The sequence below is a fragment of the Christiangramia crocea genome (assembly GCF_022410465.1).
Taxonomy (GTDB): Bacteria; Bacteroidota; Bacteroidia; order Flavobacteriales; family Flavobacteriaceae; genus Christiangramia; species Christiangramia crocea.
In genome coordinates, this window is the sequence record NZ_JAJSON010000025.1 from 130,773 (window position 1) to 144,808 (window position 14,036).

The window sequence follows — 14,036 nt, forward strand, 5'->3', positions numbered from 1 at the left end:
TGGAATTTTATCTGCATACCCCCCCATCCCATGGTGGAGTTTTTCATTTAAATCAAATACCAAAGTAGAAGACTCACCATAAGGCCAACGAGGGCGATCAAAGAGGTCATCACCGTCCATGAACCAAAGGTTTGTTTTTCAGAAAGCCCCAGATACTGGCCCACAAGCCAGAATCCGCTGTCGTTCACATGGGAAAAACTGGAAGCACCTGCAGCAATAGCTATAACAATAAGGGAAATATGGGGCATGGAATAAGAAGCCCCGGCTATGACCGGTGCTGTAATTCCGGCAGCTGTAATCATGGCTACAGTAGCAGATCCCTGTAATACCCTGATCAAAAGAGCCACTATGAAACCAAAAAGAATGGGATTGAACATAGTATTATTCAAACTGCCGGCTATCATTTCCCCTGCTCCCGTGACTATAAGGATCTGTTTAAAAGCCCCGCCGGCACCGGTAAGCAGAATAATGATCCCGGCCGCCTGAAAGGATGACGTTGCCACTTTTAGAAGAAATTCCTTTCCCATTCCTCTTCTAATCCCTATGAAATACCAGGCCAGTAGATTGGCAATGATCAGTGCGGTGAAAGGATGGCCCAGTAAACTAATTGTATAGACTATACCTGAAGGTATTTTACTTTGTTCAAAAAACGGACTATTGATAAGCGTACTCAGAACTATAAGCACTATGGGTACAAAAATTATGAGAAGTATTAAGCCAGCTGATGGCGGATTCTCAATATTTTCTTCTTCAGGTTCGGTGAAATGCCCTGCTTCAACATATATCCTTTTAGAAATATACCTGGCAAAAATAGGCCCTCCAATGATCGCTGCAGGTAGACCCGCCAGAAAACCAAACAATATAACCCAACCCAGGTCGGCTCCAAGAATATCTGCAACCGCTATCGGGCCGGGCGTCGGTGGGATAAATGCATGGGTAATGGCCAGGCCGGCAAGTAAAGGCAATGCATATAAAAGTAGTGATTTCCCGGTTTTCTTACTTAAGGCATAGGTAACTGGTACCAGGATAATAAAGGCAACGTCAAAAAACACAGGGATTGCAACGGCAAATCCTGTAAGCATCATTGCCCAGGGAGCTCTTTTCTCACCTGTTTTTGCAAGGATAGTTGATGCAAGTTTCCGGGCGCTTCCAGATTGTTCCAGTATGCCTCCAAAAAGAGCCCCGAGTCCTACTACCGTTGCCACAAACCCCAGAGTACTTCCCATCCCTTCCTTCATTGTTTCCATTATCTCTAATGCGGGAAGGCCAGCCAGCAATCCTACCACAATACAAACGATAAGCAGGGCAAGAAAAGCCTGGATCTTTAGTTTTAAAATCAAAAATAGCAACAAGGCAATTCCGGCAAGAACAGCTAATAATAAAGGAATTTCCATTAATTAGTATTTTTCCACAGACTGTGATAAAACTCACCTCGGGGCCTGTCTGTACGTTCATAAGTATGAGCCCCAAAGTAATCTCTCTGAGCCTGTATCATATTTGCAGATGATTGCGCTGAAGAAAAGTTATTCAGATAATTAACTGCAGCTGAGCTCACCGGCATGGGACAATCCATTATGATCGCTTTAGAAACAACTTCAGAAAGTGATTCCTTATGTGATTTGATTTCTTTAATTATTTCAGGATTCATCAAAATATGGTCAGCCGGATTTCCTTTTAATATCTCCACAAGCCTTTCCATAAAACTTGACCGGATGATACAGCCATTGGTCCAGATTCTTGCAATCTCAGAAAGATTGAGGTTCCATTTGTATTCCATTGATGCATGATGTAAAAGATCAAAACCTGTGGCATGGTTTATTATCTGTGCAGCTTTAAAGGCATCGAAAAGATATTCTTTTACAGAATCATCAGCCTTTATCCCTTTCTTAACTTTATAATTCTTTTCTGCAATGCCCCTTCTTTCTTTGTTGGCTGATATATTTCGTGCCATTACCGCAGCCGTTATGGTATCCAGTGAAATTCCCAGTTCGAGAGCTGCCTGGGTAGACCAGCCACCGGTACCCTTCTGTCCTGCCACATCCAGGATCATATCCAGAATAAGCTCTCCACTTTCTTTTTTTTGCAAAATCTCCCCAGATATTTCAAGAAGGTAACTCTTAAGTTCTTTATTCCATTTTATGAAAATATCAGAAATTTCAGCAGGGCTAAGTTTCAGGTAGAACCTCATAAAATGGTAGAATTCAGAAATTAGCTGCATCTCACCATATTCAATACCGTTATGAAGCATTTTTACAAAGTGCCCTGAACCTTCAGGACCTATGTAACTGCAACACGGCCTGCCATCTTTATCCCTTGCGGCTATAAGGTTTAAAATAATTTCCACCCTTTGGTAGGCTTTCCTGGAACCGCCGGGCATAATAGAAGGTCCTTTTCTGGCACCTTCTTCCCCTCCGGATATTCCGGTCCCCAGATAAAGTACTTTCTTCTTTCTTAATTCACGTATCCTTCTTTCGGTATCCATATAATGAGAATTGCCTGCATCTATTAGCAGATCATCCTCTTCGAGTAGTGGAACCAGTTCATTTATAACGGAATCCACTGCCTTCCCGGCTTTTACCATAAGAAGGATGTTTCTTGGTTTGGGCAAATTCTCAACAAAAGCCTGCAGGTCATTAAACCATGGAAAATCATAATTAGAACTATGCTCTTCATAAAAGTCCCTGGCTATTCCTTCTTCCTCTCCGGCTATTTCACGGTTAAATACAGACACTCGAACTCCATTTTCAGCCATATTAAGGGCCAGGCTTTTACCCATAACCCCTAAACCTATAATTCCCATTTCAGGTTTATCTATTTTCTCCATTAAATCCATGAGTGTTTGTTCCAGGGATGCATTTACTTTTAAGTGTATCCCATATTCTGGCGGTTCGAGGATATCGAACTGGGACCTGAGCATTTCTGGTTTAAAGAAATGATTTTTTCGGGTCCTCATTCTTTCCTCAATCAATTCAAAAGTTTCGTAAAGATAGATCCACTCAATATTTGCTTGGGCTAGATCCTGAATGAATTTCCTGTATTTTTCCTTTAATGCCGAGCAGGCGAAAACCCCTCCCTTCCTTTGAGAATCTTCCCGGATCTTATTCGCAATATTTTTAAGCCACCCTTTTCGATCTTCATCATTAAGCGGTATTCCGCTCTTCATTTTAAGGATATTTTCTTTTGTATGGAAATCGTCACCGTCATAGAATGGGAGATTGAGCCTTGAAGCCAAAGCAATGCCCAGACTTGTCTTTCCTACTCCGGAGACTCCCATTAAAATATAAATCTGCATCAATAGTTATTTTTTCCTTTTACTCAGGAAAAAGTCCAGAGAGTACTTTCCAGGCCCTGAAAACAGAAGAAGGATAAATCCAAACATATAAAGCAAGGGTAATTCCTGCTTTGCAAATCCGTCTGGAATATGGACCACCAGGGCAGCAACTCCCATAGTAATAATCAGAGGGATAGCTGCAATTCTGGTAAGGAACCCGAAAATTATTAGGACCGAACAAAAGAATTCGGCAAAAACCGCAAAGGTAAAAGTAAAGGTTTCCCCAAAACCTAATGGGTCACCAAATGTTATCTCCTCTGTACCAAAGAACCTTGTGAATTTAGGAAATCCGTGAGTAAGCATCAGACCTGCAATTGCAATCCTGAATATTAACAATCCAAAATCCAGGCCTCGAAGATCAAGATTAGTTGTGTAAGTGTTTTTCATAATTGAATTATTTAAGAATTAAAAGATAGAAAAGATTTCTGAATGATGACAATGGATATTTCAATTACCTAGGATTAAGGTCCGGAAACTATATTGCTGAAGTTGATAAATCACAGTTGGAAACCCTTAACTTTCAGGTAACACCTTCCAGGACAGGTTTTGAGATTTGCATGAGTGAGTATGGTGATATTGTGGGTGATCTTGGATTTACTCTGGAAGCATTAAGTGAAGAATAGGATTAATAGGTTATTTTCAGAATTTTTAAACGCCGGGTCTCGTTTCCTAAATTTAATTCGGCAACTTCACCGGTTTTTTTACCTGTAATAGCCCTGGCTACCGGTGCCACAAAAGCTATCTTCTTCATTTTAATATCGGCTTCATCCACCCCAACGATCTGAAATTCCTGTATCTGTCCAGAATCTAAATTTTTTAGCTGAACTTTAGCTCCAAACCTAACTTCATCTTCAGGCTGATCCTCAGGTTTTAATAGCCGGGCTGTATTTAACCTTTCGGTTAGTAAATTTATCTTGCCATCTATCAAAACCTGTGTTCTTCTCTTTTCTGTATCATTTTCTGCCTGGATATTCATACGTTCTGATTCCAGCTGTGACAATTCATCCCTGAGCATTTCCAGCCCACCAGGGGTCACGTAATTAGTGACACCTGGCGGCAAAGCCGCTCTTGGTGGTATCATGGGTGGCTCTTCCTGATCGCCTTCCTTTACAAATCCTCTGCTCATAATTTGCAGTTTAATGAGTAATCTAAGAAATTTAATAGAAATTGTTGAAACAACTGTTTACCTAACATCATAAATATTTCTGAAAGCCTATTACGCTGTATGGCAAAGAACTATTTTTAGTAGTTTAATATTAATTATGAGCCTGGAGATAATCATATTGTTCACGATAATTGTGGTGGTGATCTTCCTTTTTTCACTGGAAGTATTTCCGGTAGATAAGATCGCCTTCTTCATTATGGTCGGTCTTTTGGTCACAAATCTGGTTAGTCCGGAGGAAGCTATATCTGGCTTTTCAAGCCCTGCAACCATTACCGTTCTTGCGCTTATGATCATTGCCATTGGTCTTGAGGACAACGGCGTTATAGACTGGCTTACAAGCGGATTAAAGAAACTCAAAGGATTACCCCTGTTCTTAATGGTTCCGGTATTTATGTTCATTGCAGGAGGTATTTCGGCTTTTATTAATACCACGGCGGTTGTCCTGGTATTTGTAAAGATTATCAATGAATTATCGGTGCGATATGATATTCCAAATTCCAGGCTTCTGCTTCCAATTTCTTATGCCGGGATCATTGGTGGCAGTTGTACTTTGATGGGGACTTCTACCAACCTTATCGTTAATGCGGAGTCGGTGAAAAGAGGGGTTGAACGTTTTGAATTCTTTGAATTCACATGGTTCGGGGTGATATTCCTGGCAATCACTATAATTATTGTAAGCTTCATGGTTAAAGTACTCCCCAGAAGCAAAAAGACTGATCTGGCCAAAGATTATGATCTGGATGAATTTATTACTAAAGGAATTATCTCAAAAGGCTCGAACCTGATCGATAAAAATCTGGAAGAAGTATTCGGACAAAAAGAAGAGGAAATAGAGGTACTAAGGCTAAAAAGAAACGCGGTTATCAATGACCATCCTGGAAAATATACCACATTAAAAGAAGGTGACCAGTTGCTTTTAAGATGTAGTATGGAGCAACTTATCAAATTAAAGGAGTCTGAAGACCTTACCATAATCAAAGACTCAGACTATGAAGTAACTGCACCCGTCGATGATGAAGCAGAAAACATTGAAGAGAACATTCAGGTGGTGGAAATCCTTATGCTTCCTAATTCACCTTTAATAGGTAAAAGCATCAAGACTGTAGGCTGGTATGATCTGCACGGCGCAGTGCCCTTAGCGATAAGAAAAAGAAGAAGTTTCCGAAATCCCGGAAGGAGGATTTTCAACAGGAAGTCTGATGAGATAGAACTTAGGGTTGGGGACCGGTTACTTGTTGAAGCAACTGAAAATGCTATGGAACAGTTAAAGAAAATGGATAGTATCAGTATTTTACAGGAGCATCAGGATATTGACGTTTCAACTAAATTAAAGAGAAACCTATCTTTTGGGATATTGCTGGTAGTTATAGCCCTTTCAGCTTTTTCAATATTTCCAATCCTAAAAAGCGCATTGATAGGATGTTTTTTAATGATCTTTTTAAAGTGTATAGATCTGGGCAAAATCTATTCACAGGTAAACTGGCAGATAATATTCCTTCTTGCCGGTATGATTCCCCTTGGGGTTGCAATGAACAATACGGGAGCCGATCAATGGTTGTCTGAAAACCTATTGAGACTATTCGATGATAAGTCAGATTTCATCATTATCGGTCTGCTTTTCTTTGTGACCATGTTTTTAAGCGGATTCGTTTCAAACAATGCAACAGCGATAATTATTACACCTATCGCCATCACGATAGCAGCGAATTTGAAAATGGATCCTAAACCCTTCATCCTGGCTGTTCTTTTTGCCTCGAATTTTAGTTTTTTTACTCCTATAGGCTACCAGACCAATACCATTATTTACGGAATGGGGATTTACCGGTTCAAACATTTCTTTATCATTGGCGGTGTTCTTTCCATTGCATTGTGGATCACGGCGACCATTCTGCTTTCAGGACAGTTATAAAATGGTATTTTTGAAAAAAATTCCATGTCAAAAGTCCTTGTTATCGGTTATGTTTGGCCTGAGCCCACTTCTTCGGCCGCAGGTAGCCGTATGATGCAACTGCTTAATTTTTTGAGCAAAGAAGACCATGAGGTTCTGTTTTGTACTACCGCAAGAAACACCGGAAATATGGCCGATCTTGATTCGCTTGGAATCAATACTAAAAGAATAAAGCTAAACGATCCGGAAGTTGATGATCTTTTGGAGGAATTTAAGCCGGACATTGTTCTTTTCGACAGATTTATGATGGAAGAGCAGTTCGGCTGGAGGGTGGATAAAATATGTCCACAGGCCATCAAAATACTGGATACTGAAGATCTTCATTTTCTCCGGCAGGCTCGCGAAAGGGCTTTCAAAAAGAATGAAAAGGCAGAGGACCTATACTTTGATTCAGATCTTACTAAAAGAGAAATCTCGGCGATCTATCGTTGCGATTTAAGCCTTATTATTTCAGAAGCAGAAATGCAGTTGCTGTTTTCCGAGTTCAGACTTCCCAAAGAAATTCTGCTTTATCTCCCTTATTTGCTAGAAATGATTTCGGAAAATAAACTCCGAAACTTTCCTTCTTTTGAGGAGCGTAAGGATTTTATAAGTATCGGGAATTTTTTACACGAGCCTAACTGGAATGCCGTACTATATTTAAAGGAAAAGATATGGCCGCAAATCCGGAAGAAATTGCCGGAAGCGAATATACAGATCTACGGAGCATATGCTTCAGAAAAGGTCTTTAATCTGCATGATGAGAAGACAGGTTTTATAGTAAATGGCCGGGCCGGAGATTCTTCAGAAGCCATGCGAAATGCACGCATCTGCCTTGCTCCTATCAGGTTTGGTGCAGGATTAAAAGGCAAGCTAATCGAAGCTATGCAAAATGGGACTCCGTCCATTACGACAAACATTGGTGCTGAAGGTATAAATTCTGAATTACCGTGGAACGGTTTTATAACAGACTCTGAAAATGAATTTATTACCAAAGCAATTGAGCTTTATTCTGACCAAAACCTGTGGAACCAAAAACAGATCGCCGGAGTTGAGATCATCAATACACGTTTCTGCAAAGAGGAATTTCAAAGTAATTTAAAGAGTCGGCTGGAGGAGATAAAGGTCAATATTTCAGCTCATAGGCACATGAATTTTACGGGTGAAATGCTTAAGTATCATTTGCATAAAAGCACCTATTACATGTCAAGGTTCATCGAAGAAAAGAACAGGAATAAAAATTAAAAAACCGCCGGAAGCCTGAGCTTTCCGACGGTTTTCACTACACAAAAAACAGTTTAACTAAATTTTACACAAACCACTAAACTGATTTAACCAAATTATTTTCAAATAGCTTTTCATTCAGTTTCTTTAACACCTCTATCTTATGCCGGGTGTCCACCAGCAGCGAGATATTGTTACTGCTTCCGCCATAAGAGATCATCCTTACCGGAACATCCTGTAAGATCTCGAATAATCTGGATGTGCCTTTATCTTCAATAAGGCTTTCTCCCACCACACAAATAATACTGTGACTGGAGTCAACACTTATTTCGCCATACTGTTCAAGTTCAGAGATGATCAGATCAAGATTCCTTATGTCGTCTATAGTCAAAGAAATAGCAATCTCTGAAGTGGTGATCATATCAATGGCCGTTTCATATTTATCAAAGACCTCAAAGATCTTTTTCAGGAAACCGTGTGCCATCAGCATCCGGTTGGATTTGATCTTTATAGCGGTAATATCATCTTTGGCTGAAATTGCCTTAAGCCCCTTTCTTTCTGCAATGGCACTTATACAGGTGCCCTGAGCCTCCGGGGTAAAAGTATTCTTCAGGTATACCGGGATATTTTTACCAATTACCGGTGAAATGGTCTGCGGATGCAAAATTTTTGCCCCAAAGTATGCAAGCTCTGCAGCCTCTTCAAAACTTAACTGAGCTACGGCATGCGTATTCTCTACAAATCGTGGATCATTATTATGCAGCCCGCTAATATCGGTCCATATCTGAATTTCTGAAGCTCTTATCGCCGCTCCTAAGATAGTGGCGGTATAATCGCTCCCGCCTCTTTTTAGAGTGCTTACATTATTATTCCTGTCAAGACGAACAAAACCCTGAGTAATAAAAATGTCATTCTCTTCAGAAGTTTTAAGGATGTCGTTTAAAAGTTCTCCCACATAACCGGTATCCGGATTTTCCAGGTTTGAGATATGCATAAAATCCCTGGCATCTAGCAAAGTGTTCCCGATATTCTGTTCTTTTAGATAAGAACTAAAAATAAAGGTCAGAAGACTTTCACCTGTAGTGAGGATTCTGGCCTCCAGGTCTTCACTCCATTTCTCGCTGCATCCAGACTGTAGTATCTCCAGTTGTGCTGATATAACCGATTTAACATCTTCGTTAACTGAAGGGTCTTCTATAAGCTCATCAATCAATCCGAAATGTTTCTCGCGTAAATTCCGGATACTTTCGAATATATTATTCACATTCCCATTCTTAACACCGGCAGAAATCTCAACCAGCTGATTTGTAACACCAGACATCGCTGAGAGAACCAGCAGCTTAGATCCGGGCCTTGAAGAAATAATATTTTTTACGTTTCTGATACTTGCAGCAGATCCTACAGAAGTACCACCAAATTTTAATACTTTCATAACCAGTAAATTCCGGGTGCATAGGTATTATGAAAAAGGAATGAGGCAAAAATTATATCACATTTTATATACATTTGCACAAAATGTTTAATAATTAACAATGAAGACGATCACCACCTGCGTACATGACATTATAAGACATCAACCATTCCTGGACGATGCAATAGCCAGAGACATAGTAAACTTTAGTGGTCTGGCGGCAGATATTCAGCCCCAGGTCGAAAAGGAAATGAGAAAACCAGTAAAACAGGGAAGCATCATTATGGCCCTGAGGAGGTACGCGCCAAGTAGAACTAAGATCAATATGCGCAGTCTCAGGGAAATGGGAGATATCATCGTTAGATCCGGGATCACCGAGTATACCTTTCTAAACTCAAAAACCATCATATCCAATAAGGCACGTCTTCTGGAAGCGGTTAAAGACCAGACAGGAGTCTACCTTAATTATTCAAGTAATTACCAGGAAAGCAATATTCTCGTCTCCTCCACCCTAACCGATCTGGTGGAAAAATGTTTCAGAAATGAGGTACGTGTATCAGTAAAGGACGAGCTTTCTTCAATTACCATTGCACTGCCGCAAAATAGCTCGCAAACTGTAGGACTGTATTTTTATATATTTAAGTTATTGGCCTATGAAGGTATACCCATATTCGAAATGATCTCGACTTCCAATTATTTTGCTCTTTTCCTTGAAAAGGAATACGTAAACAAAGCCTTTTTGCTTATGAATGAGATAAAGCAATAATTCACCAGTATTCGAAGTATACACCGGTCATGGCTACCACAGTAAGCAGGATGATAATCACTATTGCTATATAAACTGTGCTGTCTTTACCCTTTTTAAATGGTCGGAGAATTTCGCCCTGAGGTCCTTTCTCCTCTTTTTCTCTTTTTACCATAAATATAGTTAGTTTGGAAAGCGGGATCCAATATACTAAAAATCAACAATCTAACCTTATAGCACTTTAAGTTTTCCTAAAAGGGTATTGAATTAGTTAATAATCTGTTTTTATTTAGCCAAGCATCACAGAGTTAAGAATATCATCAGAGCTCTGTTCGCAGGATTAGGAGCTAAAAAACCGGGTGGAGGATTCGGTGTATAAGAATTATAGTAATGTTTATAATACTATGGATCCTTTTTCTAAGCTATCTGGAACCAGGATAATTATTTATAATCTTCAATTAATGTACTCCATTCCATGGTCTTTAATGTTTTTACCAGGATAGGATCTATTTTCTTAAGAAGCTCTGAATCTTTTGGAAAGGCATAACTGTAATAATCCTTTTTAAGACTCTGACCTAGAACTTCAAGATCATCAGACAAATTCTGTCTTTGAATTTCATATTTTAAGATGGGTTCATCATATACCAAAAGAGCGGTTTCTTCCTTAAGTAGGGCCTCTATTCCAGCAGGACCGTTCTTCACCAGTTTAGTTTCAATATTATAGAGATCCAGCAATTCCTGGGAACTGGAACTGCTAACGGTAGTTACATCAAACCTTTCAAGATCCTGTATACTTGTGATCTCATCGTTGATGCTTTTTACAGTAAGGGAAGAAGCGATCCCTGCCGTAAAACTTGAAATAATGATCACCGCCATAAACATCCATATAATACCAATGATACGTCCACCGGTAGTCCTTGGTGACTTATCTCCATAACCTACCGTTGTCATGGTTACAGCACTCCACCAAAACCCCTGCATTACACCTTTAAATTTTCCGCCAAATTCCTCACGGTTCTTTTTCCTTTCAAATAGCCAGATCAAAAATCCGAATATAAATATTACAAATAATAGCAGGAAAACCACCGAAAAGAAATCCCAGCTGAAAAAATTCTTAAGATGCTTTAGAAGGTTTGATTCCTTTCTTTTCGCAACACTGGTATGTGAAATGAAATAAGGCTGGGAGAAATCCATCCTTTTCATTCGCTGATCTGTAACTGTAATAGGATTCACACTCAAATCAACTTCTCCTGTTTCCAGTGCGGTCAATAAACTTTGAAGATCTTCATATTCCTTAAATTCATATTCTGCCTGCAGCTGTTCATTTACAAGTTTCCATGATGCTATACTCAATCCGGAATACCCATTCGCCTGTTTTTCGACAAATGGAGGAGTTTCGGTAATCCCAATAATTAGTTTGTCATCTTGTGGCAAAGTATCATTTTGAGAAAGTCCGGTAATAGAAATCAGTAATGCTAGTATGAAAAAAAGAATATTCCTATTCAGTATCATTGGCAGGGAATTATATTAAGCTTAAAAATTAAACATATTGTTTATAAACTAAAATCAGTTTTGTGTGGTGTCTTTTTTAAAGATATAAGCCATATTGATCTTTTTTCTACCAAATTTCCGTGCTTTTTTAACATCTTCGCCCATATAGATATCTATCTTGTTTCGCCAGCGATAATGCATCTTATCCTTAACCAGGTAAATACTATCAAAACCCTCAATTTTCACCTGGGAATTATGATCCAGGCCCATCCTTAAAAGATCCCGGGAAACAGCTATAGCACGCATCCCAGGCTTAAGAGTATCACCCCAGGCGGTGATACTCGGATCTCCTTCAGTTTGATAATGGGTCGAATTATAAGCTGTAGCCGTCACACAGATGGTATCCCAGTCGACCTCAGGTTCAGACCTGTTTATTCTTTTACAAGCCGGAAAAATGCTTAAAAAAAGTAGGACAGTCGGTAACTTAAAGAAATAACTGTTCCGGTGATTTCGCAATTTCAGGCATACGCGCATACAAGATTATAATGTGAATCCTTCAGGATATTCTCTCTTTACAAACTGGTTTGCTTCATCAAAATTGGTGACCCTCATATTTTCAGCATCCCAGAGCATTTTTATATCTCTCCCCGGATAATAGATTTGTTTTTCTCCTTCTTCATTCATCCTGCTCTTTTGAATATCATATCCTCTTATGGCAAGATTTGCGATCAGAAGAGTTTCGGTAAGTGGTCCGGCAATTTCAAAGGGTGAACTCAACTTCTTATTACCATAACCTGCAATTGCTCCTTCTACCCATTGAGCATAATGTCCATCAGCACCTCCCGGCACCCGCTCATATTTCTGAGGCACATTTACTTCATCGGTTTTTGAAGTTGGCAGTAATCTTGGGTTGGCTCCATAAGTACTACACATCATTTTTCCTTTGGAACCTATGATAAGAGCTCCGTTTCCACCATCTCCAAAGGTTTCATCGGCACCAAGCTCTTCAGGACGCATTGGTTTAATTCCTCCATCCATCCAGTGAAGAGTAATGTCTTTAGAATTTTCCTCCATACCATCAAACTTCATGATAACGTGACTCGAAGGTGGACAACTTTCTGGAAAATAACCTCTGCGGAATTCATCAACATAAACACTTCCCACACTGCATTCTACTTCTTTTGGGTATTTAAGGCCAAGCACACTAAAAGGAGGTTCTATTAAATGACACCCCATATCTCCCAGGGCTCCTGTGCCATAATCCCACCAACCGCGCCAGTTAAAGGGCACCAGTCCGTCTACATATTCCTTATAAGGTGCTGTTCCCAGCCATAATTTCCAGTCAAGTTCCGAAGGTACGGGAGAAGAGGACTTTGGCCATGGAATACCCTGTGGCCATACAGGCCTGTTGGTCCAAACATAAACTTCTTCAACTTCACCTATAAGTCCGGCATCATACCATTCCTTCATTTTTCTAACTCCGTCACCAGAAGCTCCCTGGTTTCCCATTTGGGTAACTACTTTAAACTTTTCGGCTGCTTCGGTTAGTTTACGTGCTTCGTAAATATCGTGTGTAAGAGGTTTTTGTACATATACATGCTTACCATGTTCCATAGCGGCCATTGTTTGCACAGCATGATTATGATCTGGTGTGGAAATGGATACCGCATCGAAATTATTGGATTCTTTCTCTATCATTTCCCGGTAATCCTTATAATATTTGGCTTTTGGGAAGTTCTTTCTGGAAGTTGCGGCACGGCGGTCATCAACGTCACATAAAAAGGCAATCTCAGCCTTACCACTTTCATAAAAACTCTGCAGGTCACTCTGACCCTTTCCTCCCACTCCAATTCCGGCAATTAGAAGTTTATCACTGGGAGCAATAAATCCAGGTCCTCCAAGAACGTGGCGCGGTACAATCATAAATGCTCCGCCTACTAATGCTGATTTTTTGATAAAGTCCCGACGGGAGTCCTGTGCTGAATTCTTAATAGTGGTTTTTTTCATGGGTAATTTGAATTGTTTTTTTGAGACAATAAATAATATTGTCCCAATTTAAATAAAATATGACAAAATGTATCATAATCGGTTAATCTGTCGTGTTATTTGTGTTTCGGCAGGATACTTGTACATTTGCAGCTTTAAATGGCTGAAAATGAATTTACAGCCCAAATTTTAATAGAAAATATATTTTTATGAGTCAAGTAAAGCAAAATGACACCGTTAAGGTACACTACACTGGTAAGCTAGAAGACGGCCAGGTTTTCGATAGTTCAGTGCAACGAGGAGAGCCAATAGAGTTCACTCTTGGTCAGGGTCAGCTTATTCCAGGTTTTGAGCAAGGCCTTATCGATATGGAAGTGAATGAGAAAAAGACTATCAACATACCAAAAGATGAAGCATACGGAGACCCTAAACCTGAACTAATCCAGGAAGTTGAAAAGAATCAGTTACCAGAAGAGCTAAAACCTGAAGTTGGAATGCCACTTGTTTCTAAAGGACCTGATGGTCGTGAGATCAACCTTGTGGTAAGTGAAGTTAAGGATGACAGTATTGTAGTAGATGCCAACCATCCGCTTGCAGGAAAAGATCTTATTTTTGATCTTGAAGTAGTTGAGATCAAGTAATTTCAATTATATACCATTCATGAAAGGCCCGGGGTAATTGCTCCGGGTTTTTTTATGGACAAAAAACAGATTTTTGGTTAAGATTTTTATAATTCTTTTCTCTTTATTAACTGCC

The 14,036-nt window shown here is 39.7% G+C and carries 13 protein-coding genes; 4 read left to right on the plus strand and 9 right to left on the minus strand.

Annotated features, from left to right (window positions below; genetic code table 11):
* Positions 1-47: 47 nt before the first annotated feature.
* From LU635_RS12240 to LU635_RS12255, 4 genes are all read right to left on the minus strand, one after another.
* The gene (locus LU635_RS12240) at positions 48-1,394 is read right to left on the minus strand and encodes a GntP family permease (protein WP_240099640.1); all 1,347 of its coding nucleotides are present in this window, start codon (positions 1,392-1,394) and stop codon (positions 48-50) included.
* On the minus strand, positions 1,394-3,292 hold the full coding sequence (gene gndA / locus LU635_RS12245) for an NADP-dependent phosphogluconate dehydrogenase (RefSeq protein WP_240099642.1): 1,899 nt from the start codon (positions 3,290-3,292) through the stop codon (positions 1,394-1,396). The genes LU635_RS12240 and gndA overlap by 1 nt, the downstream gene beginning before the upstream one ends.
* A 6-nt stretch (positions 3,293-3,298) precedes the next feature.
* Positions 3,299-3,718: a DoxX family protein gene (locus LU635_RS12250; protein ID WP_240099644.1), complete on the minus strand. Its 420-nt coding sequence runs from the start codon at positions 3,716-3,718 to the stop codon at positions 3,299-3,301.
* A 238-nt stretch (positions 3,719-3,956) separates the two neighbouring features.
* Positions 3,957-4,457: a GreA/GreB family elongation factor gene (locus LU635_RS12255; RefSeq protein WP_240099646.1), complete on the minus strand. Its 501-nt coding sequence runs from the start codon at positions 4,455-4,457 to the stop codon at positions 3,957-3,959.
* Between the two features lie 136 nt (positions 4,458-4,593).
* Here LU635_RS12255 and LU635_RS12260 point away from each other — a divergent pair, with 136 nt between their 5' ends.
* Entirely contained in the window at positions 4,594-6,405 is a 1,812-nt protein-coding gene (locus tag LU635_RS12260; RefSeq protein ID WP_240099648.1) for an SLC13 family permease, read from the plus strand.
* A gap of 24 nt (positions 6,406-6,429) precedes the next feature.
* Positions 6,430-7,668, plus strand: coding sequence for a glycosyltransferase (locus tag LU635_RS12265; protein ID WP_240099650.1), 1,239 nt, complete (start codon positions 6,430-6,432; stop codon positions 7,666-7,668).
* Between the two features lie 76 nt (positions 7,669-7,744).
* Here the strand turns inward: LU635_RS12265 and LU635_RS12270 are convergent, their stop codons facing one another.
* On the minus strand, positions 7,745-9,079 hold the full coding sequence (locus LU635_RS12270) for an aspartate kinase (protein ID WP_240099652.1): 1,335 nt from the start codon (positions 9,077-9,079) through the stop codon (positions 7,745-7,747).
* Between the two features lie 100 nt (positions 9,080-9,179).
* Here LU635_RS12270 and LU635_RS12275 point away from each other — a divergent pair, with 100 nt between their 5' ends.
* Complete coding sequence (locus tag LU635_RS12275; protein WP_240099654.1) at positions 9,180-9,824, plus strand: hypothetical protein; 645 nt, start codon at positions 9,180-9,182, stop codon at positions 9,822-9,824.
* Between the two features lies 1 nt (position 9,825).
* On the opposite strand, the gene LU635_RS12280 is transcribed toward LU635_RS12275, so the two are convergent.
* The 4 genes from LU635_RS12280 to LU635_RS12295 form a co-directional block, all read right to left on the minus strand.
* Positions 9,826-9,978 carry a hypothetical protein gene (locus LU635_RS12280; RefSeq protein WP_240099656.1) on the minus strand — a complete coding sequence of 51 codons (153 nt, stop codon included), beginning with the start codon at positions 9,976-9,978 and terminating at the stop codon, positions 9,826-9,828.
* A gap of 266 nt (positions 9,979-10,244) precedes the next feature.
* Positions 10,245-11,315, minus strand: coding sequence for a transporter substrate-binding domain-containing protein (locus LU635_RS12285; protein ID WP_240099658.1), 1,071 nt, complete (start codon positions 11,313-11,315; stop codon positions 10,245-10,247).
* 54 nt (positions 11,316-11,369) lie between these two features.
* Complete coding sequence (locus LU635_RS12290; protein ID WP_240099660.1) at positions 11,370-11,828, minus strand: 3D domain-containing protein; 459 nt, start codon at positions 11,826-11,828, stop codon at positions 11,370-11,372.
* Positions 11,829-11,834: 6 nt separating this feature from the next.
* Positions 11,835-13,301 (minus strand): Gfo/Idh/MocA family protein, encoded by a 1,467-nt coding sequence (locus LU635_RS12295; protein ID WP_240099662.1) that lies wholly within the window; start codon positions 13,299-13,301, stop codon positions 11,835-11,837.
* A gap of 188 nt (positions 13,302-13,489) precedes the next feature.
* On the opposite strand from LU635_RS12295, the gene LU635_RS12300 reads away from it, so the two are divergent.
* Positions 13,490-13,921: an FKBP-type peptidyl-prolyl cis-trans isomerase gene (locus tag LU635_RS12300; protein WP_240099664.1), complete on the plus strand. Its 432-nt coding sequence runs from the start codon at positions 13,490-13,492 to the stop codon at positions 13,919-13,921.
* Positions 13,922-14,036 lie beyond the last annotated feature (115 nt).